The sequence below is a fragment of the Desulfitobacterium dichloroeliminans LMG P-21439 genome (assembly GCF_000243135.2).
GTDB lineage: Bacteria > Bacillota > Desulfitobacteriia > Desulfitobacteriales > Desulfitobacteriaceae > Desulfitobacterium > Desulfitobacterium dichloroeliminans.
In genome coordinates this window covers 60,678-86,085 of the sequence record NC_019903.1, presented here as the reverse complement: position 1 = coordinate 86,085, position 25,408 = coordinate 60,678, and the positions used below count along the sequence as shown (strand labels likewise).

26 protein-coding genes are annotated in these 25,408 nt (G+C 45.6%); 1 reads left to right on the top strand and 25 read right to left on the bottom strand.

What is annotated here, in order from left to right; translation table 11 throughout:
• Window positions 1-168: 168 nt before the first annotated feature.
• The 24 genes from folK to DESDI_RS00305 all read right to left on the bottom strand — a co-directional run bounded on the left by folK (window position 169) and on the right by DESDI_RS00305 (window position 23,347).
• Window positions 169-651 carry a 2-amino-4-hydroxy-6-hydroxymethyldihydropteridine diphosphokinase gene (gene folK / locus DESDI_RS00415; protein ID WP_015260665.1) on the bottom strand — a complete coding sequence of 161 codons (483 nt, stop codon included), beginning with the start codon at window positions 649-651 and terminating at the stop codon, window positions 169-171.
• Complete coding sequence (gene folB, locus DESDI_RS00410) at window positions 648-1,016, bottom strand: dihydroneopterin aldolase (protein WP_015260664.1); 369 nt, start codon at window positions 1,014-1,016, stop codon at window positions 648-650. The genes folK and folB overlap by 4 nt, the downstream gene beginning before the upstream one ends.
• Window positions 1,006-2,229 (bottom strand): dihydropteroate synthase, encoded by a 1,224-nt coding sequence (gene folP / locus DESDI_RS00405; RefSeq protein WP_015260663.1) that lies wholly within the window; start codon window positions 2,227-2,229, stop codon window positions 1,006-1,008. Before folP ends, folB begins: the two co-directional genes overlap by 11 nt.
• 32 nt (window positions 2,230-2,261) lie before the next feature.
• Complete coding sequence (locus tag DESDI_RS00400) at window positions 2,262-2,786, bottom strand: HD domain-containing protein (RefSeq protein ID WP_015260662.1); 525 nt, start codon at window positions 2,784-2,786, stop codon at window positions 2,262-2,264.
• A gap of 130 nt (window positions 2,787-2,916) precedes the next feature.
• Complete coding sequence (locus DESDI_RS00395) at window positions 2,917-4,587, bottom strand: formate--tetrahydrofolate ligase (RefSeq protein ID WP_015260661.1); 1,671 nt, start codon at window positions 4,585-4,587, stop codon at window positions 2,917-2,919.
• A gap of 139 nt (window positions 4,588-4,726) precedes the next feature.
• A complete protein-coding gene (locus DESDI_RS00390; RefSeq protein ID WP_015260660.1) occupies window positions 4,727-5,419 on the bottom strand; it encodes a DUF881 domain-containing protein in 693 nt (230 codons plus the stop codon).
• Window positions 5,419-6,129, bottom strand: coding sequence for a DUF881 domain-containing protein (locus tag DESDI_RS00385; RefSeq protein ID WP_015260659.1), 711 nt, complete (start codon window positions 6,127-6,129; stop codon window positions 5,419-5,421). The genes DESDI_RS00390 and DESDI_RS00385 overlap by 1 nt, the downstream gene beginning before the upstream one ends.
• Window positions 6,130-6,201: 72 nt before the next feature.
• Window positions 6,202-6,651, bottom strand: coding sequence for a nucleoside-diphosphate kinase (gene ndk, locus DESDI_RS00380; RefSeq protein ID WP_015260658.1), 450 nt, complete (start codon window positions 6,649-6,651; stop codon window positions 6,202-6,204).
• 11 nt (window positions 6,652-6,662) lie between these two features.
• Window positions 6,663-8,666, bottom strand: coding sequence for an ATP-dependent zinc metalloprotease FtsH (ftsH, locus tag DESDI_RS00375; RefSeq protein WP_015260657.1), 2,004 nt, complete (start codon window positions 8,664-8,666; stop codon window positions 6,663-6,665).
• Between the two features lie 129 nt (window positions 8,667-8,795).
• Entirely contained in the window at window positions 8,796-10,232 is a 1,437-nt protein-coding gene (tilS, locus tag DESDI_RS00370; protein ID WP_015260656.1) for a tRNA lysidine(34) synthetase TilS, read from the bottom strand.
• Window positions 10,233-10,291: 59 nt separating this feature from the next.
• Window positions 10,292-12,382, bottom strand: coding sequence for a SpoIIE family protein phosphatase (locus DESDI_RS00365; protein ID WP_015260655.1), 2,091 nt, complete (start codon window positions 12,380-12,382; stop codon window positions 10,292-10,294).
• A gap of 243 nt (window positions 12,383-12,625) precedes the next feature.
• The gene (locus DESDI_RS00360) at window positions 12,626-13,024 is read right to left on the bottom strand and encodes a S1 RNA-binding domain-containing protein (RefSeq protein WP_015260654.1); all 399 of its coding nucleotides are present in this window, start codon (window positions 13,022-13,024) and stop codon (window positions 12,626-12,628) included.
• 122 nt (window positions 13,025-13,146) lie between these two features.
• A complete protein-coding gene (locus DESDI_RS00355) occupies window positions 13,147-13,473 on the bottom strand; it encodes an FtsB family cell division protein (protein ID WP_041219175.1) in 327 nt (108 codons plus the stop codon).
• Window positions 13,442-13,681, bottom strand: coding sequence for a sigma factor-like helix-turn-helix DNA-binding protein (locus tag DESDI_RS00350; protein WP_015260652.1), 240 nt, complete (start codon window positions 13,679-13,681; stop codon window positions 13,442-13,444). Before DESDI_RS00350 ends, DESDI_RS00355 begins: the two co-directional genes overlap by 32 nt.
• Window positions 13,682-13,890: 209 nt before the next feature.
• Entirely contained in the window at window positions 13,891-14,400 is a 510-nt protein-coding gene (gene yabQ, locus DESDI_RS00345) for a spore cortex biosynthesis protein YabQ (RefSeq protein WP_015260651.1), read from the bottom strand.
• Between the two features lie 45 nt (window positions 14,401-14,445).
• The gene (yabP, locus tag DESDI_RS00340) at window positions 14,446-14,715 is read right to left on the bottom strand and encodes a sporulation protein YabP (protein ID WP_015260650.1); all 270 of its coding nucleotides are present in this window, start codon (window positions 14,713-14,715) and stop codon (window positions 14,446-14,448) included.
• Between the two features lie 176 nt (window positions 14,716-14,891).
• On the bottom strand, window positions 14,892-15,161 hold the full coding sequence (locus DESDI_RS00335; protein WP_015260649.1) for an RNA-binding S4 domain-containing protein: 270 nt from the start codon (window positions 15,159-15,161) through the stop codon (window positions 14,892-14,894).
• Window positions 15,162-15,231: 70 nt separating this feature from the next.
• Window positions 15,232-15,507 carry an HU family DNA-binding protein gene (locus DESDI_RS00330; protein ID WP_015260648.1) on the bottom strand — a complete coding sequence of 92 codons (276 nt, stop codon included), beginning with the start codon at window positions 15,505-15,507 and terminating at the stop codon, window positions 15,232-15,234.
• Between the two features lie 74 nt (window positions 15,508-15,581).
• Window positions 15,582-17,045: a bifunctional methyltransferase/pyrophosphohydrolase YabN gene (gene yabN / locus DESDI_RS00325; RefSeq protein WP_015260647.1), complete on the bottom strand. Its 1,464-nt coding sequence runs from the start codon at window positions 17,043-17,045 to the stop codon at window positions 15,582-15,584.
• Window positions 17,046-17,188: 143 nt separating this feature from the next.
• A complete protein-coding gene (spoVT, locus tag DESDI_RS00320; RefSeq protein WP_015260646.1) occupies window positions 17,189-17,731 on the bottom strand; it encodes a stage V sporulation protein T in 543 nt (180 codons plus the stop codon).
• Between the two features lie 328 nt (window positions 17,732-18,059).
• Entirely contained in the window at window positions 18,060-19,010 is a 951-nt protein-coding gene (locus tag DESDI_RS00315) for a peptidylprolyl isomerase (protein ID WP_015260645.1), read from the bottom strand.
• A gap of 38 nt (window positions 19,011-19,048) precedes the next feature.
• Window positions 19,049-22,585, bottom strand: coding sequence for a transcription-repair coupling factor (gene mfd / locus DESDI_RS00310; protein ID WP_041219173.1), 3,537 nt, complete (start codon window positions 22,583-22,585; stop codon window positions 19,049-19,051).
• Window positions 22,586-22,763: 178 nt separating this feature from the next.
• Entirely contained in the window at window positions 22,764-22,940 is a 177-nt protein-coding gene (locus DESDI_RS17980) for a hypothetical protein (protein ID WP_015260643.1), read from the bottom strand.
• A gap of 59 nt (window positions 22,941-22,999) precedes the next feature.
• Window positions 23,000-23,347, bottom strand: a complete 348-nt coding sequence (locus DESDI_RS00305; protein ID WP_041219583.1) for an arsenate reductase family protein — start codon at window positions 23,345-23,347, stop codon at window positions 23,000-23,002.
• Between the two features lie 105 nt (window positions 23,348-23,452).
• Here DESDI_RS00305 and DESDI_RS00300 point away from each other — a divergent pair, with 105 nt between their 5' ends.
• Complete coding sequence (locus DESDI_RS00300) at window positions 23,453-23,905, top strand: YtoQ family protein (RefSeq protein ID WP_015260641.1); 453 nt, start codon at window positions 23,453-23,455, stop codon at window positions 23,903-23,905.
• A gap of 84 nt (window positions 23,906-23,989) precedes the next feature.
• Here DESDI_RS00300 and DESDI_RS00295 read toward each other — a convergent pair whose 3' ends face one another.
• Window positions 23,990-25,408, bottom strand: coding sequence for a DUF4179 domain-containing protein (locus DESDI_RS00295; protein WP_015260640.1), 1,419 nt, complete (start codon window positions 25,406-25,408; stop codon window positions 23,990-23,992).

The window sequence follows — 25,408 nt, the reverse complement described above, 5'->3', positions numbered from 1 at the left end:
AGGTGCCTACTCTACTTTCCTTCGCCGTCTCGGTCAAAATGATCCAAGCGGTATTCTCAAAAGCCTTACTTTTATTATCAAATAATCATGGACTATAAGCAAATTCCCGAAACCCTGTCAACCTGTCAACCCTTCCACAGTACAATTCCGTTTAGATATTGTCTGAAGTTAACTATTGTCAGCAGCTCCCAGGCGCCATACGTCTCCATCACCACGAACTTCAGTAACTCTTCGGCCCGAAGGCAAAACGAGCTCCGGTGCAATTTCCCGTAACGGAGCAAGGACAAACTCCCGTTGTTCCATACGAGGGTGTGGGAGAATAAGTCGATGATCATCCCATAGTTTATTATCATAATTTAATAGGTCAATGTCAATGGTTCGAGGCCCCCAATGTATAAGTCTTTCTCTCCCCAAAGAATTCTCCACTTCTTGACAATAATCCAAAAGCGCCAAAGGGGTCAAAGAGGTTTCAATCTCTAGGACTTGATTCCAAAAGTCGGATTGATCTGTTTTCCCCCAAGGCTTCGTCTCGTAAATGCTGGATTTCTTAAGAACCTGTATATCAGGATGAGCCATCAACTTTAAGCAGCTCTTCTCTAAATAATCTCCCCGGTCCCCAAGATTGCTACCCAAACTTAAGTAAGCTTTCATGATTTCTTCTCACGATAAATCTCCACAAAGGCATCATCAAAAATACCCTGTATAGGAGCTTGTGGCTTATGTACAGTGATCGAAATCCCTTCACAGACAAACCCGGCCAAAATAACCTCCGCAATCCGTTCCGCTAGTTTTTCAATCAACTGATACCTTTCTTTTTCGACAATGGTCTTAATTCGGGTGTAGACCTCAGCATAATTAATCGTATCTTCTACTTGATCGCTTCTTCCCGCTTTACTTAGATCAGTAAATAGATCAATATCCACAATAAAGACCTGCCCTAAGCTGTTCTCTTCATTCAGCACCCCATGAAAACCATAAAACCTTAAACCTCGCAAACCGATTCGATCATGCGCCAACAAAGTTCGCTCCTCTCTTTTGCCGATAGATTGCATCGGCCATCTGGACCGCTCTTTTATTCGGCAAAACATCATGGACCCGAAGAATATCGACTCCGGCCGCTACCCCCACTACACTGGTCGCAATCGTTCCCTCGAGGCGTTGATCTAGGGGCAAGTTGAGAGTCTGACCAATCATCGACTTGCGGGATGTCCCCAGCAAAATGGGATGCCCCAGGGACCGGAATTCACTTAATCGGCTCATAATCTCGAGATCCAAGTCTAGATTCTTGCCGAAGGCTGAGCCACCGATTCCCGGATCGATGATGATTTGGTCACCCTTTAAACCCTGCTCTTCTGCAAGATATATGCTTTTCTTTAAGAAAGCTATTATATCTCCGATGACGTGATGGTAGCTGTCCCCTTCTTGATTATGCATAACAACGACTGGAGCTTGGTACTTCCCTACTACCTCAGCCATCCTCGAGTCTCTTTGTAATCCCCAGACATCATTGATGATATGGACACCAATATCCAAGGCCCGCTCCGCCACTTCTGCTTTATAGGTATCTAAGGAAATGGGAATAGAAAGGCGTGGCACGAGAGCCTTTAATACAGCCTCTAAGCGCTCCCACTCCTCCTTGGCACCGACCGGGTCATGGCTTGGGCGAGTAGACTCTGCTCCGATATCCAGGATATCCGCACCCTGCTCCACCAGTATTTCTGCTTGTTTTAATGCTTGATCTAAAGTGACGTATTTCCCCCCATCGGAAAAAGAATCGGGAGTGAGGTTGAGGATCCCCATGATTAGGGTCCGCTCTCCGAGAATCAGTTCCTTACCACGGCAAGAAAGCACCCTTTTTTGAGGGGGTTCAAAGCCTTCTAGAAGACTTCTTAACGTCTTACCTAAGTCTTTTAAGCCAAAGGGCTGAGCTAACAGTTTTTGACTTAACTTCCGAAACTGTTTGACCGTCCCGACCAGCAGCATATCTGTCGCTTCAATCTTATTGACAATCACATTCCGATGGACAGCTGCATCGCCACCGAGTGAAAGCATTTCCTGCTTTAGGATATGCGCGACATGCAGAGGTACATTTTCAATTTTGAGGGCACGCCCCAGCGGCTTACCAGCCATCTGGGCGATCCCTCCTGGGTCTGAGCCGATTATTTCCATAGCCTTTTTGCTCTCTGTCTCATTATCCAGCTTAATCCAACGCAGATGAAAATCTTTCATACCTTATCCTCCTAGCCTAGAATCGAGCCAACCTAAATGATTATTTCCTCCATCGTTTTTGAATATTTATAGCACGTCTCTTGGCTTGGACAGTTTTTGCAGTCCCTAGCCCAGTCATCTGCAAGTGATAAGGCTTGGCCAAGGGGACTGCTTGTCTTATCCGGAGGCAGACGATGTTCTAAGACCCCTAAGGTGATAGTCTCAATCTCCGTCGAGGAAAAACCACAATCCCTCAAAATAGGCAAAGCTATTCTGGCACTCACCAATGCGTGATCTTCTTGAGTTTCGTACTCTACCCAACGTCCAATATCATGTAACAACCCAGCAGCATAAATAGTTTCTTTGTCAATCTCCGATGTCTGCTCTTGACTTCCCCGAGTACCAGCTTCCAGAAGATTTTCCAATAGAAAAATATAAGCAATCCTAGACACCGTCAACCCATGATCCGATCCATGCCGGCAATAAATCCGGTTCTCTTCAGCCTGTGTGTTCTTCCGGCAATGATCTTCATAGCTTTGGTGTTGGATTATGTGATTTACGCGAGGCATGGAGCGCATCCTTGCCATTCCTCCTGTCTATGATTATACCTTGCCCATTTCCATTCGGAAATAATAATCAGTTTCACACCCTTTTACCTAAAAAAAAGCCCCAGAAAATCCTTTCTGGGGCAAATCCAGATCATACATTTTAGAAGAGACCCGTAATGCGCCCTTCAGCATCGATATCCATTCTTAAGGCAGCCGGACGCTTAGGTAGTCCAGGCATCGTCATAATTGCACCCGTGATGGCGACGAGGAAACCTGCTCCTGCAGATAAGCGCAGTTCACGAACTGTGATCGAGAATCCAGTTGGACGACCCAGAATTGTTTGGTCATCTGTTAAGGAGTATTGGGTCTTGGCCATACATATTGGCAGTTGGCCATAGCCTAAGTCTTCATATTTCTTCATGGAGGTTAGCGCTTCTTTGCTAAAATTCACACCGTCTGCACCATAAACCTCTTTACAAATGGTTTCCACTTTCTTGGCAATAGGCTGATCCAAATCGTAGAGCACATGGAAATTAGATTCTTTCTTGTCAAGAATATTGAGAACAGCATTGGCTAGCTCAATACCACCTTCTCCACCCTTGGTGAAGACCTCGGAGAGTGCAAACTCAGCCCCTAATTCACGGCAACGTTGAGCGATAAACTCTAGTTCAGCTTCCGTATCGGTAGGGAATCGATTGATGGCGACGACGGCAGGCACACCAAATTTGCCGATGTTCTCAATATGTTTTTCTAGGTTAACAATTCCACGGGCTAAGGCTTCCAAATTTTCGGGACCTAAATCTTCCTTAGCCACCCCGCCATTCATCTTGAGAGCACGCACCGTAGCTACAATTACCGTAGCCGCCGGCTTCAAGTTAGCAAAACGGCATTTCAGATCGTAAAATTTCTCAGCGCCTAAGTCTGCACCGAATCCGGCTTCAGTAATGACATAGTCAGCCAGCTTAAGAGCCAGCCTAGTGGCCACGACGCTATTGCAACCATGAGCAATATTGGCAAAAGGACCACCGTGAATAAATACCGGTGTATTCTCTAAGGTTTGTACCAAATTCGGCTTAATGGCATCCTTCATCAGCAGAGCCATAGCCCCTTCTGCTTCCAAATCGTGAGCGGTCACAGCCTTACCCTCATAGGTATAGGCAACTACGATCTTACCGAAACGTTCTTTAAGATCCATTAAATCCTTGGCTAAGCAGAGAATAGCCATAATCTCGGAAGCAACTGTAATATCGAAGCCGTTCTCCCGGGGAACTCCCTCTGTCCGTCCCCCTAGGCCGATAATAATCTTACGCAAGGCCCGGTCATTCATATCCATAACACGACGGAACACAACTTGACGCGAATCAATGTTGAGTAAGTTACCTTGTTGAATATGATTATCTAAGAGTGCCGCTAGTAAGTTATGGGTAGATGTTATGGCATGGAAATCGCCAGTGAAGTGCAAGTTGATATCCTCCATGGGCACGACCTGAGCGTATCCACCGCCAGCGGCTCCCCCTTTAATACCAAAGCATGGTCCAAGGGAAGGTTCACGCAAAGCGATCATGGCCTTCTTACCGAGCTTAGCCATTGCTTGCCCTAGTCCAACTGTTGTGGTGGTCTTACCTTCTCCTGCGGGAGTCGGATTAATGGCAGTGACTAAAATGAGTTGTCCATCGTGTCGATCTTTAAGGCGATCCCAGGCACTAAGATTGATCTTGGCTTTATATTTTCCATATAGCTCAATCTCATCGTCTAACAATTCCAAGCCCTGTGCTACATCCATAATGGGTTTCATCGTTGACTCTTGTGCAATTTCGATATCTGTTTTCAATTAAGTTCACTCCTTTTCCACTTGGCTCGGTACTAAAAGCCCTTTTTTCTAGCTCTTACTCCAGTCCTGTTATTTTTATTCGGCGTGAAGATAAGTTTCCCTGCTAATTTCTTACAAGCTTTAAAAAAATACAGAATTTTTAGGATTCGGGCTTCTTCACCGGCGAAACTCCCTTATAAGAAGGAATGCTTACTGTTTTCCGCACGACACTCACGCTCATTCCATATTGCTTCAAGCCAGGCGCTTCAAGATTTGTAAAATAGTCCAAAAGTTGATCCTGATTGCCGCTGGCTAAAATCTCGTAAGGGACTCCATCCGTACGCGTAATAGGGACTTTGTTGACCAGCTGGGTGGAGGTTCCACTCAAAACGATGGAGGTAGAACCGACAATGCGCTGACCATTGACGCTAATTGCCTCTGCCCCGGCCAGCTTGAGGATGTTGATAATTCTCAATAAATCATCGGTGGACAAAGGGAATACTACTTTGTGCTCCTGCTGCCTGTCATCTATAGTAATCATAATTCCCGGACCTTGGACATCCACAGTTCCTTCCATCATTCGATAGCGATCCAATTCAGCAAGAAGGGCCGGACTGGTTCCCCCTTCTTGGCGTGCACCTTCCAGTTGAGCAGTTAATTCTTTATGCTGCTCTTTGAGGACTTTATTTTCCTCTTGGGCTTCGGTAAGAAAATTAGTCACGGAGGCCACCCTTTGGGCCTGTATTTTCTCCAGCTCAAGCACACTTTTCTGAGTTTGCATCTGTAAAGTAAGTAAAAATCCCAGTACAATAGCTACCAGCGTTAAGGGAATAGCAAGAGATAACTTCTTCATTATTTCGCCTCCTTCACAGGTTCTGTATAGCGAAATTGTTGAATCTTACCTGCTGGGATGACTAACGGTTCAGTGGGCACCTCGAGCCTACGAGTAATCCCGTATTGTTCCTGGTATTCGCCTAAGCGGTCCCAGAAGTAGAAGTTCAGGGCAGATTGCAGATAATTTACATCGCCGATGGCCTCGATCACATAAGGTGGCATGTGCTGAGTGCCGTTAATCTGGATAAAGGCACCACTGCAAAAAATTTCTGTATTACCCATAATCCGCTGCCCATTGACGGCAATGGCCTCTGCTTCACCATTCCAAAGCCAATTGACAATCTGGCGAATATATTCCTCATGAATGAGATAATAGGAGATATCCTCTTCGCTATATTCTCGATTGGAAGCATCATCGAGAGTAACCCGTATTCCGGGTCCTGTGACCTTGGATAGCCCGGAGTTACGTTTGGACTTTTCCAATTGCTCTAATACCAGTTTCGAGGCATTCTGTCCCTCTTGGAATTTGCCCATTTCCTCTTGCAACTTCGCAAGATCATTTTTTAGCTGTTCGTTTTCCTGTCCAATTTGCACAAGGGAAGCTAGAGTTGTATCCGCTCTTGTTGCTGGCCCTGTCGTCCCTGTAGCTTTGAGCAGGGAAATAAAAAGCACGCCTAAGATTAGGCTAGCCACTGTCAGCATCATTTTGCCGTTTTTCGGCAGTTCCATTTTACACACCTCAGACCTTTATCGACATAGTGGGAAAAGGACACCGATTTGGTGTCCTTTTAAAATTCTCTATTACTCGCTGAGCCACTCTTCGCCCGCTTTACAATAGTCACATAGCTCTTCCGGTTTAAAATAAAGGGCAACTTCTCGCTCTGCACTAGCCACAGAGTCAGAACCATGAATCACATTACGGCTGATATCCATACCGAAGCTGCCACGAATGGAACCCGGGTTGGCATTTGCAGGATTCGTCGCACCCATGAGCTCACGGGCTATCACCACCACATTTTTGCCCTCCCAAACCATGGCCACCACAGGAGAAGACGTGATATAGGCAACCGTGGGTTCATAAAAGCCTTTTCCCTTGTGTTCAGCATAGTGCTGTTCTGCAAGGGCTTTGTCAACCTTCATGAGTTTCATTCCCACCAGTTTGCATCCCTTCGCTTCAAAGCGTCCAAGGATTTGCCCAACTAGACCGCGCTGTACTGCGTCCGGCTTAAGCATGATGAAGGTCTTTTCCATAGATATCCTCCCTAATCAATCTTGTTTTTTTCTTCTTCTAAGGTTGATCCACTCAATTCCTCGGTGGTTTCAGGGTTCCCTACCCCATCTAATTTCTTTTCTGGAGTTGATGGTTGAATATCTTCACTGCTCGCCATATCGTTTGAACTCTCCTCAGCCTGAGCCTCAGACGGTTCCAAGACAGGTGAGATAGCTTGTGCTCCATCCGCTGGCTCATCGAATTGAGCCATTAAAGCGGCAAATTCTTTGGAATCAATCGTTTCTTGCGCCATCAAGGTGTTAGCAATAGCGTTCAGTTTATGCATGTTCTCTTTAATGAGATTCTGCGCTTTCTGATAACACTCATCGATGATGCGGCGAGCTTCCTTATCGATAGAGTAAGCTACAGCTTCACTATAGTTGCGATCACGGGCAATATCACGACCTAAGAACACTTGACCTTCCTTTTGTCCAAAGGTAAGAGGTCCAAGCTCGTCAGACATCCCCAGCTCTGTAATCATCTTACGGACCAAACCGGTAGCACGCTCTAGGTCATTGGAGGCCCCTGTGCTGATCTCATGAAGAACCAACGCTTCAGCAACTCGTCCCCCTAATAGCATGGTGACTTGATCGAGGAGTTGTGATTTCGTCATGTAATTCCGATCTTCCTTAGGTAACAGGAGGGTGTATCCACCCGCGCGTCCCCGTGGAATAATGGACACTTTATGCAGAGGATCAGTATGCGTGAGCAGCTCTCCAACCAGAGCATGGCCTGCCTCATGATAAGAAACAAGTTTCTTTTCAAAGTCACTGATCACCCGAGCTTTTTTCTCCGGTCCGGCGATAACCCGTTCCACAGAATCCTCAAGGGCATTCATTTTAATCTCCTTCTCATTCCGACGAGCGGAAAGCAGGGCAGCTTCATTCACAAGGTTGGCAAGGTCAGCACCCGTAAAGCCCGGTGTGCGCCGAGCTAAAACACTCAGCTCCACTTCACTGCTCATGGGTTTACCTTTAACATGGACTTTTAGAATCTCCTCACGGCCTTTAACATCAGGAACATCGACCACAACTTGGCGGTCAAAACGTCCTGGTCGCAGTAAGGCTGGATCTAATATATCTGGACGGTTGGTTGCTGCGATAATGATGATTCCCTCATTACCTTCAAATCCATCCATCTCAACAAGCAATTGGTTCAGGGTTTGTTCTCTTTCGTCATGGCCGCCGCCTACCCCGGCACCCCTTTGACGACCTACCGCATCAATCTCGTCAATAAACACAATGCAGGGTGCACTCTTCTTGGCTTGTTCGAATAAGTCACGGACACGAGAAGCCCCGACCCCAACAAACATCTCCACAAAGTCCGAGCCACTGATGCTGAAGAAGGGTACACCCGCTTCCCCGGCTACAGCACGCGCCAGAAGTGTTTTACCCGTTCCGGGAGGGCCAAAGAGCAGTACCCCTTTAGGAATCTTTGCTCCCAGCTCATTGAACTTCTTGGGAAACTTAAGAAACTCCACTACTTCCGCGAGCTCCTCTTTTACCTCATCGGCACCTGCTACATCGGCAAAGGTCACCTTTTTCTTTTCATCGCTGACCAGTTTAGCGCGACTTTTGCCAAACTGCATCACGCGATTGCCCCCACCTTGGGACTGCTGCATCATAAAGAAGAAAAAGCCTACGATTAAGAGAATTGGCAAGAGCGTTGTAATCAAGCCAGCCCACCAAGGTGTTACTGGTGGCGGATTGGTACGCATAACTACGCTATGATTGAGCATCTGCTCAGCCAGTGCATCGTCGTCTGCTTCACCTAAGGCTTTGTATTGTTTGCCATCTTTCGTCGTGACCTCATAGGTATTCACATTGTCATCAGCATTGATTACAACTTCTTGAACCTGATCGTTAACCACCGCGTTATAGAATGTCGTATAATCCATATCCAACGGTTGTGCGGCAGGTGTGCTGGACAATTTGATAAACATAACTGCAATCAAAATAATCAAAAGATATATCGCAGAATTCTTGAAAAACTTCAAAAGTTAGGTCCTCCCCTCTCAAATGGAAAAACTAGGTATATTACGAGACAATATGCAATATTATACCACAGGAAAGGCCTTTTTACAACGAATCCAGCCTTTCTTCTTCTGTGCTATTCCGACCCTTCATTACCCGCAGGAATCCTCCAGACATTTCATCAGGAGTCCGACGGCGCCTTCCTGCTGACCTCGAAAGCGCTCTCCTCCCTTTACCCCCGGAATCCAGAGAATCTCATCGTCTAAGGCGAGTAGAGGTATTGCTTGGCGGTGCGAGGCAGATATCTTGGCATCCTGGAAAACCTTTTTCAAGGATTTATGACCCACCCCAGCAATCCAGAGGCAATCCCCTTCTTGACGGCGGCGCCACTGCAGTTCTGCATAGTGATTTTTTAAAGTGTACAAATCAAAAAAGACTTGGTCTACGCTTTTGTTCTTAAACTCTAGCCAATCTCCTTGGCTCTCCAGATTGAAAAGACCGGCCTGCCACATTTGACCTTGGGCATCCTGCCAATACAACCATTCCCCCCAGTGAACTTCTTGGGGTAATGGCGAAAGATCAAGCTCATTCTTACTTATACCTATATCCTGCCCCAGACCGACACTCAGAAAACACACTCCCTGATAATTTACTACAATCTTTAGTCCAGGCAGATCCTGACTCCAACCGACTTGCCCCAAGGAAGCAATAATCCGGTCCACATAAGAATAGCCTATCCCCCGTGGTTCTCCCGAAACCCTCGAGACGGCCTTGCGAATCAAACGCGATAAGATGGCCTTGGGGAGCTCAAAAGCTTTCACGTGCAAAACAACCCGCTGTTCCGTACTTTCTAAGGCGACCTCTTGCCAAGCCTCTTCAGTTTTCTCTTCTAAGTATTCCTCATCCCAACGCAGAAGCTCCGCCATACGACCTAAAGTCACCATAATCTGAGGATTATACTCTCTCTGCAGCTCGGGCAGAAGCTCTAGCCGTATCTTATTCCTTGTGTAGATTGGGTCAGCGTTTGAACAATCGATAGCATAGGGTAAGTTCTCACTTCGACAATATTGCAAAATCTCCTCTTTCGCGACTCCCAGAAGGGGACGAATGAGTTTCCCTTTTTGCGGATAGATGCCGGCTAACCCCGCTGATCCACTACCACGTAGAAGACGATAAAGCACAGTTTCTGCTTGATCTCCCAAATGGTGCGCTGTTGCCAGAAGCGAGCAGTTCTCCTGCTGCAGATCCTCCTCCCAGCGAGCATAGCGCCATTCACGAGCCGCTGTCTGAAAGGATTTGCCTACAGATTTGGCATAACCCTTCGAGTCGAAACGATGAATAAGACAAGGTATTTTCCAATCCCTTGCCATGCGAGTCACCATCTTCTCTTCCTCATCGGATTCCTTGCGTACACCGTGATGGACATGAGTCAAAACCAAACTTATCTCCTGATGTTGATTTTCCTTCATAAAACGCCATAAGATATGAGCCAGGGCCATGGAGTCCGGCCCACCTGATACGGCTACCAAAATCCTTGACCCAGGAGGAATTTGCTTATGCAAAACATGCTGCTTTAGCTTCTCGTACAAAGCCTCTATCCTCCTTATTTGATTTCATCTATCACCATCATAATAGCCCATTGCTACCCTTAGTCAAGTACGTTCTTCTTTACAACCATGGCAACTCCATCATCCAACATTTCATTGTCGCTCATTCTTCTTGCCTCGCGAATGATAGCGTCCGCGAGTTCTTGCGCCGTACTTGGGTGTTGACTATATAAAAAATCTTTTAACCAATCGGTCCCATCTTTTAGTATATCCTGAATTCCATCAGTAACAAGCACTAAATACTCTTCTGACCGCAATTTTTCTTCAATGACCGGAATCTCCACATGATTAAGTATCCCTACAGGCAAACTGGAGGATTCATATTTACGAATCGCATCCTCGCCGACAATATAGGAAGGACAAGCTCCCACCTTGATGAGCTTGAGTCCATCTGACTCACAATCCATAATCCCAATATCTAAAGTGACAAAGCTTTCCTCTGGGGAACGCAAAACCAAAATAGAGTTCAGGGCTTGTATCGCACTCTCCGGTTCAAAGCCCGTAGTCAATAATTGCTCTAAAAGACTCAGGGCGGTGGAACTCATTTTGTCAGCCCGTTCACCTACTCCCATCCCATCGCTGACCACAAAGGCATGTTGGGTAGGCGAAAAGGCTAGGGAGGCATAATTATCCCCGGATATGGTATTCCCCTTTTTGGTAAAGGTAGCTACTCCCACATCCAAGAACTGTCTGCGCCGTCTGGCAAGGCTGGATGGCTTAACCTGCTCAAGGTTATGTCGAGTATTAAGTTCTTTGGCTAGGTGCCCGATCACTTGGGATACGCTTTGAAACTGGCGGGCTAAGGCTTCTTGATTGGTCGTCAACCTTGATCGCCAAGATTCAATACTCTTTTCATGTTCCATAATGAATTGGACACCGAGAAGCATTTCTTTGAGCTTCCCACAATGACGTTTATACTCCACCGGTAGGTTTTGAACGTTGATCTCTTCTTCCCGTTCCACCCATTCAAATAGATTGAATAAGAGGTGGTAAGTCCGATAGAATTCTCTGGTCCAGCAGGTATCAATGGTCGGGCAATTTTTGCAAACCCTCTCCACCAGAACGTTCATCAGCTCCGGTATTTCCGGTTTGGACTTCCCTACCTCAGCCTCCGCAGCTTGAGCACTGTAGGCAATCTGATCGAAAATCTCCGCTACGGTCTTCACCTTCATTACCGTTGATTCTACTTCCGGCATCGGCTTGTCCTTTAAAAAATCACTTTGCGGAGACGAACTAGGAAATAATAAAAAAAGCAGAAGACCAATGCCCGAGGATAAGAGCTGTGAATAAAGAACCTCTGGCTGGAGATAGGCTGTGAACATCATTGTTATACTCATAAAGGCAACACCCAGCCCAAATTTACCCAGCTTCTGAAAGGCCCCCGTGCCAAACCCTGCCAAGCCATAAATTCCAGCGGTCATAAGATTCTGCGGATTAAATTCCAACTGAGGCAAAAACCCTAACAGCGCCCCTACTCCAGCAGCTGTTCCCGCACCAAAACGCTGGGCAATAAAAAGAACGAAAAAACTGAGGAGAACCACAGAAAAATCAATCCCCTTAAAAGCCACCCCTTGCAAACCGCTTAAAACACCGATCAAGACAAATAACCAAGCCATCCCCTGTTCCCGGGTGAAGCTCCCCCGCCAGATAGCATCCTGATAACGCCAAGCATACCAAAAGACCACAGCTAAGCCACCATTCAGTATACCGAACACTGCAGCCTTCGCTCCGATCATCACTTCAGGTTGACCGAGCCTCATGACGATGAAGGCCACACACCCGGTAACAAGCGCTACCACTAGCCCTAGATAAAGCCCTTCATGCTTACTACCGCGTAGTCGAGGAACAAAAAGACTCAAAACAAGTAACGTCAGCAAAATCTGCAACGAAGTAGCTAAATCCTCCATGAACAAAGAAGCTACTCCTACCGTTACTCCCAACAATCCCACAATAGTGCCCTTGCGCCCATGCAACATCAATGCGGCTCCGAAGCCTATACCAAAGGGGTATAACTCCATAATACTTCCCCGTGCGATTAACATTCCTAATATAAAAGGCCAAAAATGCCCTTCCAGAGTCAACCTTTCCTTCCGTAAACCTTGCTTGGGTTTCAATGTAGCCCATTCAGCCATTCCCTCACCTCTTACCATATAATACCAATATTATAACTGATAGATTTGGCAAAGCTTGTCTAGGGAAGGGGGTAATTCGCATTAATTTTCGACTCTTTTCACGATTCGCACGCGTTTCCTTTACTCTTCTCGCTCAAACTTCAAAATTCTCCATTCATCTGCATCCTGAGGAGCATGGAGGTCCGGAAGAAATGCAAAATGACCGCCCTATGGCGGTCATCTATCTATAGCACTCTTCAGCTTCTAGTAACGGCTTGATCCTCTTCCTCCGCGCTTCGATTCAGTCGCACGTCGGAATTCCAGTTGCCGTTCATCGCTATCCTTTATAAATTTAGCTAATTTATCTTCAAAGGATACGGTTGGTTGACGACGTTCCCGCGGGTTTATGCGCGGTGCTGGGGGCGGGGCCGGATTAGCTTGCTTAATCGATAGTCCGATTTTCCCTTTTTCATCGACGTGAATCACTTTGACTTTCACGTGGTCTTGTTCCTTCAGGTAATCCCTAACATCTTTTACATACGCATCTGCAACTTCTGAGATGTGTACCAGGCCTGTAACTTTCTCGGGCAATTCCACAAAAGCACCAAAATTTGTGATACCCGTAACCACACCTTCAATTATAGTGCCAACCGCAATGGCCATACGAAGTAAACTCCTCCTTGTGATGTTTTAAGTCATTATTTTTATTATATCTTTCTATGAAGAGAACTGTCAAGGCAACAACTCAGGAGTAGCCTTACAAATTTTTACTGAATCATTTATTTTTATTCCATTTTTGGCGCAATGCGGATTTCACCCTTACGCACTAATCCTAATTGCTCCCTGGCTAATTGCTCAATAAAACTGGGTGTGTTCAGCTCCAGAATTTCCTTTTCTAACTGCTTCTGCTCTACGAGCAAAGCTTCCTTCTCAACATTTAGCTGAGCGATACTCTGATTAACCTCTTGACGGAGCTCAACCAACTGATATGCAGAACTAATAAGAGCAAGGGTAATGCACAGGATGATGGCTGTCTGAATAGGCCGAAGGCGACGCTTTCGGGTCTTGGGGCGGGACTCTTTAGCTGTCGGATTCCTCTTCGTCAAAATCATACCCTCCTAGACCAAGTTCAGCCTCTGGAATAATACAAACGATCTGATAGCCCTTCCCTTTGGCCCGATTGAGTAAGGTCGCCACCGAGCTTGGGCTAAGATGCAATTTCTTGGCAATTTGCTCTTGAGATTTTCCGCTTTCCTTTAAGACAACCACTTGTCGCTCTCGAAAGCTCAACTTTTCCAAACCTCGAATCTCTAAATGCACTGCATCCACCTGTCTTATGCGAATTTGTCCGATGACTACCAGCCACTATTCCACTTTGTTTTATTTGTCCACATTCTCAGAAAGTTATCCACAAACTGTGCTTAACTTGTGGACAAAATATGGACAAACCGGGGACAAAGACACTACAAATTGTGGACACCTCCTATTATACATAGGACCGCCCCATTTATCAATCTTCCATGTTAAATTTACCCATTGGTCCTAGGCGGAAAGAGGCGATTCCAAAAATTAATCGCTTTTTTACGGATTTTTACTAGAGACTCTCCCCATAAAGCCTCATTTATACGGAATAGTAAAAGGCTAAACCACCGTAAGATAGCATAAGGCGGTCCCATCAAAGCCCTCACGATTTTAATCGGAATACTTAAAAGACTTAAAATGAGCCCCATAAACCGTTCGATTAGCCAATAGCATTTGAAAAGTAACCATACAACTACAGGGCTCAGGATTCGTGAATAAAGAAAAAGTCCTAAGGCGCTGCCCCACACAATATAAAATCGAAAATCCAAATGATTGGCCTTCAAGAAGAACCTGAATAGCAAATACAAGGCCACAGCAGAGAAAATCAAATCTCCGACAACGGTTAAAAACTTTCCCCACCCCAGCCGTTTGCGCAGGGAGCGATAAAAATCAAAAACTAAGCCGACAGCCGCACCGGCTGCCACGACCCAGATTAAGGCTACAAAGTCGGAAATCATCCATCCCTCCCCTTATCTTCGTCCAGACAGCTTGCAGATGCAGATTTAGCGGAAGACTTTTGCCCAGATATTTTGTCTTGATCCCCCATGGCGGGGATAGACCAAGGCGTCAATTTGTCCCTCAACCTCGACTTGCCCGGCTTTCAGGTCTAGGTGTTTAACCCCTAACTTCTCTCCCTTTATGCTTAATACACCTTGGATAGTTTCCAATAATATCTCCTTAGGATCAAAGGACTGTACCTTAGACACCCCTGTGATCGAAAGAAATTGGCGATTATCCATGGCCAGCCGGTGATTGGATGGACTCTTTTCCATACTTCCCAGCTCCCCCCTTTTACGCTTCTTCTTAAACCATATTCTCAACAGCTTAAATTTAGACATAGCAATCTGAAACTGCCTTGGGCCTGAAATAAAAAAAGACAAGGTTCTTCCTCGCCTCACTTAAAGCGAAAAAAACCTTGTCCTGAGATGAGCTGTTCCCAGTCCTTTTTCTATTCCTCTAGTTGCCCCCGCTTTTCGTCCTTCAAGACCTCATAAAGCAGATGAGCCTCATTAGCTTTCACACTGTTAGGTGTAGAGAGAACGCGCACTTCTAGGAGATGACGAGCCATCTCCATGGTTACGATATCGCCTAGCTTAACTTCAGCGGAGGGTTTGGCAATACGGCCATTCACTTGTATTTTTTCCCCTTCGCAGATATCCTTGGCGACCGTCCTTCTCTTAATTAGACGGGAAACTTTTAAATATTTATCAATCCGCATGTGTATTCCCCTTAAAACTTGACCATAGAGAAAATCAGGCCCATAGGACCTGACCCAATCTCGAGATGTATTATTTTTGAACAGCGTCCTTTAAGGCTTTACCTGCTTTAAATCCAGGAACCTTCGAAGCGGGGATAACAATGGCTTCTTTGGTTTGAGGATTTCTACCAGTACGCTCTGCACGGTCTTTCACTTCGAAAGTTCCGAAACCAACCAATTGTACTTTCTCGTTTTTTGCTAATGCTTCCTCGATTGAAGCAAATACAGCACTGACTGCCTTTTCAGCATCCTTTTTTGATACTTCGGCTTTTTCTGCTACCGCAGCCACTAAATCAGCCTTATTCAAAATGATTCCCTCCCAAATATGTATTGAGTTTCAGCTTATATTTTCGCGATAAATAGTCAAACTCCTGCTTTTATTTATGGATTGTTGCCAATCTCTTCATTTTTTTCTCTCATTTTGGCCATTTCCCAGTACTTATCCATCTGATCTAGGGTTAAATTCAACAAATTCTCCCCTTCATCTTCTGCTAATTTCTTCATTTCTAAAAAACGTCTCTGGAATTTTCCAACAGTCTTACGAACGGCGTCTTCTGGATCCAACTCAAGAAATCGGGATAAATTGACAAGGGCAAAGAGCGTATCTCCGAATTCCTCTTCAATCCCTTTTCCATGGCCCATGGCCTCTTCTAATTCCTGCAGTTCCTCATAAACCTTGGCCAAGGAGCCCTCGGAATCAGGCCAATCAAAACCGAACTTGGCCACTTTCTTTTGGGTTTTCACCGCCAGCATTAAGGACGGCAATCCTTTAGGGAAACTAAACAACTCTTCTGATTCTTGTTCCCCCTTTTCCTTTTGCTTGATTTGATCCCAGTTTCTTAAGACCTCCGTAGAATTGCTCACCTCAACGTCCCCAAAAACATGGGGATGGCGACGAATCATTTTCTCAATAATACTGCGTAGAACATCTTGAAACTGGAACTCCCCCGCCTCTTGCGCTACTTGGGCATGAAATACTACTTGTAGTAATAAGTCTCCCAATTCTTCAGCTAAATTATACATATCCTGGGCTTCAATAGCTTGGAGAACTTCATAGCTTTCCTCAACAAGGTAGGGCTTGAGGGAGACATGTGTCTGCTCTTGGTCCCATGGGCACCCCCCCGGGCTACGTAAGGTCTTCATAATCTCCAAAAGCTTGGCCATGGAGATGCCAGCCTTATGGGGCGGTAGCACAACTGTCGTCAAATGATTAAAGCTTTGATGATCCAACTCAAAGAGTTGGCACTTCAACACCTTTTGCATCTTTGTCCCGAGGGCTTGAACCACATAAGCTTCAGCCTCATCTGCGTACACTTCCATAAGGTCCAACTTCACTTCCGAAGCAATGAGTCCATCATAGACCTGGGGAATAACCAGCCATTCCTTACCGGTTATACCACTTTCCTTGAGCGCATCATAATTACGCAGCAAAAACCCTTCCACAGGATCCATAGAAATCGCCGAAAAAAGTGGGTCGAGAAAGCTCAAGGCCGGATGAACCTGAATCTCCACTTGTTTCGCTAACTTGTCCACCAGCAGTTGAACACTGCGCTCAGCCACCGTCGGATGGCCCGGAACAGCATAGACCACTTCAGGGTATATCTTACACTCTTTCTCCAAGCGTTTAACGATTCCCTCATAGACCTTCTCAAAGGATTCTTCTTGATCATAGAGATCATCAAAAGATTCCACTTGGAGTCCCTCGGTAAGTAACTCCTGAGCGCAAGGATGATTTACAGTTCGAAAAAAAATCCTTTTGGCCTGCTTTATCATTCGATAATCGCCGAGGGTCATAGATTCCAGCCCTGCCGGACCTAAGCCCACCACATGCAATACGTTAATCATCAACATCCTCCTGGGATCATCCATGGCGAGCTGCCACGAAACTCATTATTTTGCCTAAACTTTCCTAATTGATTGTATCACATCTATTCTTGCAATAAAAATGAAGCGGCCAATGCCGCTTCATTCTTACCTCTTTATATGGACTACTGCTCCATTTGCTTGGCTAGAAAGCCTGCAGCCGTCTCTACTAATTTTAACTCTAGGTCGGCCATTTTAACATTAGGATCCTTAGACATCAAGAGAACGGCCCCAATCGGATCACCCTCGGCAATAATTGGTGCAACCACCTGACTGGTCAACCTGCTTTGCTCATCCTCCTCATCTTGTTTGCCCTCTCCCGCTTTAAGTGCGAAGGTCTTGCGATCAGCCATAGCTTGTTCAATGCCGGACCAAATGGGTTTATTTAAGTACTCTTTCTTAGAAGCCCCTGAGACCGCGATGATGACATCTCGATCGGCGATACAGGCAATATGGCCGGTAGCCTCATAGAGGGAATCAGCATATTCCTTGGCGAAATCACCCAATTCACCAATGGGGGAGTACTTCTTGAGAATGACTTCTCCTTCACGATCGACGAAGATTTCCAAGGGGTCGCCCTCTCGAATGCGAAGTGTTCGACGTATTTCTTTTGGAATAACAACACGACCAAGATCATCAATTCTTCTAACAATACCTGTTGCTTTCATGGACGCTCTTCCCTCCTTTTGTCATTACGAGCCGCCGGGTTGGGGCCGTTACAGACACAGCAAGACCACATTTAAGCAACGAATTTCTGACAACTGTCCTGCCTGTGGAAAATTTTGCGTTGTCTTTAACTTCATAGATAGTATATATCTGGTCAATCGCTATTATTCATATTTTTCCATGAAGTTACTAAACTGGATACGGAAAGTTTAGGTACTACTCAATGTAGCAGAGAAGTTAAATGGTATAAAAAAGGAAGCTAGCTTTAGAAAAAATGTCTTTCTAAGTCTAGCTTCCGCGATTTTAACTATTGAGTTCAATGCTAAGGCTTTAGGAAGCCGGCTTAAATTCCGCGGAATACTCGATACTCCCCTTCGCCTTTTCCCTCAGCTCAGTAAAATAGGCTTCGAACTTTTGGGCTTTCGCATCAGCTAAAGCATCCGCAGCGACTTGCTCCTTGGAGGCTTCATAGTCGGCAGTCGTGGCAGCTTTATGATCTTCTACCAAAATAATATGATAACCAAACTCGGATTTAACAGGAGTCGTGGTATAAGTACCGGCTTTTTGTGCGAAAGCAGCAGCTTCAAATTCCGGGACCATTGCTCCGTGTCCAAAAAGGCCTAAGTAACCACCGGATTCCTTTGATCCTGTATCCGTGGATTTTTCTTTAGCCAATGTTGCAAAATCCGCTCCCCCTTGCAGCTGAGCGATAATCGCTTTAGCCTCTTCTTCGGTATCTACCAAGATGTGGCGAGCTTGCACTTGCTCCCCGCTCCCCCCATAGAGATCTTGATTATTTTCAAAGAAAGTCTTCTTTTGCTCATCGGTAACGGTAACATCTTTGGTGATTTCAGCAGATAGGGCGAAGTAATTTCGCACTTCATCATTGGTCATTGCTTGTTGCTTAAGCCATTCTTGGTATTGAGCCTCATCGCCCACGCTCTTCATAATATTCTTTTCTTGCTCTAAGATAGTAGGATCATCAGGATTTAAATTAAGCTTTTTGGCTTCTTGAATCACAAGCTGGGAAGCAATCATCCCCTCAAGGATTTGGCTCTTTACCTGTTTCAATGCCTCTTTACCTTGCTCAGTGCTAAAGTCCATTCCCATCGCTTCATAGGACTTTTGCACATCGGAGATTCTTGATTCAAACGCTTTTTGAGTAATAACTTGTCCATTTACTTTAGCAGCCCATTGCTCCCCACCTAGGGAAGAACAACCTGTCAATAGTAACGCAAAAGTTAACATTCCGGCGATGATTCCCTTCCGGATATTCTTCATGATTACACACCCTTTCGTATCCACTAAAAGCAATTATATCAGGATGGAGTTTTTGAGGCAATACCACTAAATACCATTAATGTCTTATGAATTGCTTCTAACACTTCTTCCTGAACCACAGATCGGAGACGTAGTTTTATCTCTAGGTTAGTATTGGCAGAGGTACCAAATGAAATCGGATAAGAAGATTGGGTGGCCATCGTCATGAGCATCTCTCCGGAAATTCCCGGATCGGTTGCAAAACGGAAGACAACCTGTTGCTTAACTTGTTGGATTTGTTCAATCTTTAGAGCGGAGGCACACCATTTGATGCGCACAATCTTCAAGAGGTTCTCCACTTCTCGCGGAGGGGCTCCGAAGCGGTCAATCAATTCATCAATCATGGAGCTGTGATCCTCTTCGTTATCAATGGAAATCATCCGCTGATAGAGAGCCGCTTTTAATTTGCGCTCCCCAACATAGCTATCCGGCAAATAAGCATCCACCGCAACCTCAATACTGGTCTCAATCCTTTCCTCCACTTTCTCTCCCTTGATCTCTTGAACAGCTTCTTTGAGCATTTGACTATAAAGCTCAAAGCCTAAAGCAGCCAAATGTCCATGCTGTTGGGCACCGACTAAGTTACCCGCCCCGCGAATTTCCAAATCTCGCATGGCAATTTTTAGCCCGGAACCAAACTCAGTAAACTCGCGAATAGCTGCCAGGCGCTTTTCCGCTACCTCCGACAAAATCTTTTGGGGCTTATATAAAAAGTAGGAATAGGCCTTCCTGTTTGAACGTCCGACCCGACCCCGCAGCTGATAAAGCTGACCAAGGCCAAGGCGATCTGCTTCATCAATAATCAAAGTGTTGACATTAGGCATATCCAAGCCTGTCTCGATAATGGTGGTGCATACTAAAACATCGCTTTCCTGTTCTAGAAAATTCAACATTCCTCGCTCTAATTCTTTTTCGCTCATCTGACCATGAGCGATTTCATAGCGAGCTTCGGGTACGAGCTGGCTAAGGAAGCGGACTACCTGGTCCATATCTTCGACCCGATTATGAACGAAAAATACTTGACCGCCCCGTTGAATTTCCCTGCGGATGGCTTCTCGCACCACATCCGGACGGAATTCCGCCACATAAGTTTGCACGGGAAAACGATCTTCAGGCGGGGTATCGATGACACTGAGATCCCTCACCCCTACCAAAGACATATGTAAGGTGCGAGGAATGGGAGTAGCTGACAAGGTCAGAACATCCACATTGGTCTTCAGGGTCTTTAGCTTTTCCTTGTGGGAAACCCCGAACCTCTGCTCTTCATCAACAATAAGAAGTCCGAGATCCTTAAACTTAATGGACTCCGAGACCAGTTTATGGGTCCCTACCACAATGTCAATTGCGCCTTCCTTCAAACCCTGCAGAATCAACTTTTGTTCCTTAGTGGTACGAAAACGACTCAACATCTGAATACTTACGGGGTAGCCCATGAACCGCTCTAAAAAGGTGTTGTAATGCTGCTGGGCAAGAATGGTCGTTGGAACTAACACAGCCACTTGCTTGCTGTCCATAACGGCTTTAAAGGCCGCTCGCAAGGCCACCTCAGTCTTGCCATAGCCCACATCCCCGCAAAGCAAGCGATCCATGGGGCGTGTGCGCATCATATCCTCCTTAACCTCGATGATACATTGCATCTGATCGGGAGTCTCTTGGTAGGGGAACTTCTCTTCAAATTCCTGCTGCCAAACATTGTCCGCCGAAAAAGCATACCCTTGAATGGCTTCTCGCTGGGCATAGAGTTTAACCAAATCAAACGCCATTTCTTTAATGGCATTTTTAGCTTTTGCCTTAACTCTTTTCCAGTCAGAACCGCCCAGCTTATAAAGCTTCGGTAGTGTGTCCGCATCTCCACCCAGATATTTCTGCAAAAGGTTCAGCTGATCAAGTGGCACATAAAGCTTATCTTGGCCCGCGTATTTTACACTAAAATAATCCTTATCGACCCCTCCCACGGCAATTTTTTCGATACCCATAAACTGCCCGATGCCGTGTTGCACATGAACCACGAAGTCTCCTGGCTTTAGATCAGAAAATTGCAAGCGCTGCCCTGTTTTCTCCGGTGCCTTTTTACGTGGGGGAGTACCTTTGCGCTCCCGTTTATAAATCTCAGCTTCACTGAGAACGATTAGCTTACTTAGGGGGAGCTCGAAGCCCTGATCGATGGAGGAGGCATAAACATAGACTCCTCCTTCTTGGACCGCTTCCTGTAGGCCCTGCTTCTTAGCTAAAGCACCTCGATCCCTTAGGCCTTGTAGCATCCGCTCCGCATGCTCTTCATCCCCGACGAAAAGAGAGATGATGTGCCCGGATTTTTGCCAAAGATCGATTTCATCGGCCAAGACACCCGTTTTACCCATGAAACCGGTCAAGGGACGGGCCGTCAAGTTATAGATTCGTTTCGGGGTAACCCCAGGAATTTGCCGAGGCAAAGTGGAAAGCACAAGCAATGGATGACCTTCTCCGTACTTTAAGAGCTGCTCATAAGTTACGAATTGAGCCTCCGGACTCAAGAACTCCTCCCCTTTTGCTAAAGCCCGCGTAAATTCCTCCAGTCTTTCCTTCTGTTGAAACTCAAGCTGTTCCTTCAGTCGCAACGGTTCATCTAAAATTAGATAACAATCCTTAGAAAGCAAAGAGAAAAATGACTCCAGAGGTTCCTCAAGAAGACTGAGATAGGGATAGATTGATTCATCTAAGTGGCCGAGCATTAAGCGCTCTTCAATCTTCTGGGCCTGCTTCATAACCAGCTCAGCTACCTCAGCCCGACCGTTCCGATTCAAGCGTCCTGCTGCCTTCCTAGCCTGAGCACGCACCTCCCAGATGAGCTTATCAAACTCCTCAGGGTGAATCACCATCTCCATAGCAGGTGGGATTCTGACACTTCTTAAAGTTTCAGTGGATTTTTGAGTCTCGAGATCAAAGACACGTATGGAGTCTACTTCGTCATCAAAAAACTCAATCCGTAAGGGCTCCCCATCCAGAGGAGCAATGTCCATGATGCCACCCCGGATAGCAAACTGACCCTTGCCATCCACCACATCAAGGCGTTCATACCCTGCGGTGATTAATTTATGTGTGAGCTCCTGTAAATTATAGGAGACTCCTTCTTTTAACTCCTGGGTATACTCCTGCCAGCGTGTGGCAGAAAACATCCTCTGCTCCACGGCTAATACTGGGGCAACGACCGTACATTGATTATCCTCGGCTAAACGATTTAAAACCTTAATTCTCTCAATTGTGGTTTCACGGCTTTTGCCAAGGACCTCAAAGGGCAGCCAATCCGTCGCCGGAAAATAAAGGACAGATTCCTCAGGAAGCCAAGTACGCAAATCATTAACCCACTTTTGCGCAAGATCCTCCGAATAGGTGAGAATCAAGCCAGGCTTACCCTTCTTTAATAGCTGAGAAGCGAAGGCAGGCTTCTGGCTTCCTGTTAAGTTATATATCATTTGCGGCCATTCCTGATAGGGAATCGCCTTTTCCACTGCCTCAATATCGAAGCCTAAACGCAAATAGTGGCTGAGGGTTTTCAAATAATCCTTCCTTTCAGGGGCAAAGCAAAACCATGGACGTCCGCTCGGGGGACCCCCATAGTGCCTAGTTATAAATATGTTCGTCTGAGAGTGAACAAAGTCAGCAACAAGCTGATTCCGCTCTCCATAGAGCATTAACGCTTAGGCTAGACAGTCTCAGTGAAACTTTGTGAACAGTCTAGTTTAACCGCCGATAGTCCTGGACTTCTAGTTCGCTCATACAATCTGGGCAAAGAGCGTAGGCCACATTCCCAGTGATATTTATTATAGAGTCCTGCTGTCCCGAGGTCAAGTCATCCAGCTCTAACTCCCCCAAGACTTGATCACAGACCTGACAAACTCTCATAACCAACATGAAAACACCTCCTAGGGATAGGTTTGCCTGGGAGGTGCAGGGTTATTCATAGGAACTTATTACATTAAAGACGCCCATTCTTCCTCTTTAAAGCCAACTCTTACAAAATCCTTATCTACCAAAATTGGACGCTTTACTAACATCCCATCGGAGGCTAAAAGAGCAAACTGCTCGTCTTCGCTCATGGTGGCAAGACGGTCTTTAAGATTCAGAGCTTTATACTGCTGACCGCTGGTATTGAAGAAACGTTTCAAGGGCAAGCCACTCGCAGCATGCCACTGACGTAATTCCTCTAAGGTCGGATTGTCACCCTTAATATCTCGCACTTCGAAGGTGATACCCTTTTCCTCCAGCCATTTCTTCGCCTTCTGACAGGTCGTGCAGCGCGTATAACATATAAATACCATCATATTATCTCCCTTCTGTATAGATGATAATCGAACCAAACTTTACTTTTAAGCTTAAGTGAGCTAAATTGGATAGGAAATAATTAACCTAGGGGGTACATTAGAATGAACCTTGTAGTTTACCTAGCCGGTGAAATCCACACACAATGGCGTGAAGAGCTTAAGGAAAAGGCTACTGCACTTGATCTACCCATCGAATTTGTCGGTCCAATGCAGGATCATGACTATTCAGATATAATCGGTGAACAAGTTCTCGGAACCCAACCCAATCCTATCCTTCGCGATGAAGCCGCTTCCAAGATTAACAACCTAAGAACCCAGGTTCTCTTAGGTAAATCCGATTTGGTCATTGCCCATTTCGGAGAGAATAAATATCGCCAATGGAATACAGCTATGGATGCAAGCACTGCCCTTGCGCTGAATAAACCTCTTATTATCATTCGTCCCGAAGCACTTCATCACCCTATAAAAGAGCTTTCCCAAAAGGCAAACGTAACCGTTGAATCCATCGATCAAGCCATAAAGGTAATTTCCTATATTTTCGAGACAAAGGCTTAAGACCGATTATGTCTATACATGGCCTCGCCGATTCGTTCAAAACAGTCGGCGAGGTCCTCTTTATTTGTCAAAACCCTTAAGAGATTATCGCTGAGGAAGCTTAATTCTAATTGGCTCTTCCAGAGTGAGCATAGGGGTTAATGTTCTTTGTAAAATAACTTTACCGCTCTCCGGATATTCTACAGTAATTCTTGTTTCCATCCAAGAATCTTGAGGCGATGAGGTACCCTCGCTTTTCAGCAAATAGGTATTCCCTCCTTCATCCCGATACTCGAAATCAAATACTCCAAAGCCATCATCTTCCCTGACCTTTGTTGCAAAAACTAAGCTTGCTTTTCCTTCTACTTTCCTGACTTCTTTAAGCTCCATTCCCTCAATAGCCGGGGTTATAGTCTTCTTCTCCATATCTACAGTAATAAATTCGTCTTCCTTATCCAATAGGCGCAGCCCTCGAATCAAAAGCTCCTGTTCCTTTGGCTTATTGAAATAACTCGACTCGATAAAGACACTCATTCCGCTATAATCTTCTTTATGCATAGCACTAATCCCATGACTTCCTTTGATCACTATTTCTCGATCTTCCTCGACAGCCAAGTTCAACCCTTTGACCCAGGCTGTATTCTCGTCGGCAAAAGTAAAGGACACTTCAGTTCCAGTAGGGTAAACTTTCATTTCTTCAAGCGTTATTGTCTGCCCGTGTATGCTGAAATTCTCTTGAAATTCATATACGATTGGCTCAGCAAGCTCCTCAAACTTGACCTGGAAGGCAAATGTCCCCACTTCTTTCATATCTCGCTCATGACCATCATCTTCAAATTCTCCAACCTGCACAGCGTTCTCTTCGTTAGGAAGGATTTCAATCTCCAAGAGCACGTTAAGAGAAATTGATTCAGGTACTTTGCCTTCTGCAAAGTGATACTGCTGCATGATGAAACCATGGTTTTCGGCTTTCCCCTCTTGGGACAAACTAGATGTAGAGTAACTAAAGCCTTCGACTTTATCTCCGGTGCTTTCATCAATTATATCCCTTAGGATTATATTAGCCCACTCATTGTCTGCCAGTTCAAAGTCATCTGGAAGTTGAAAAAAGAGCACCATATTTTTTTCATCAGCAAGCACATAAGGTAGCGATAACTGCTCTACTCCATCCCAGGCGGTCAGCGCCACCTCCTGAATATATTCGTTTTCAATGGCTTGGCTAAGGCTTTTATCAAACTGAATATACTCAACTAATTGGCCGATAATCGGGATATTTGACATTGTATGTGCAAATGCAGAATTAGTATTGACCAAAAAGATAAGCAATAGTGCCGTTGCAGCTGTCGAGAGAGTGCTATATAACGCTCTCTTTTTCCTCCTGCCTTGACCCATTCTTTTCTCCAATCTATCTTCCACAAATCCTAAACCATCAGGCTCCACATTTGCTTCTGCTATAAAAGCCTGCCATTCTTGCTCCACGTCGTGCCTGCCCCTTTTTAAATTCTCCTGGTCATTATCTGTCAA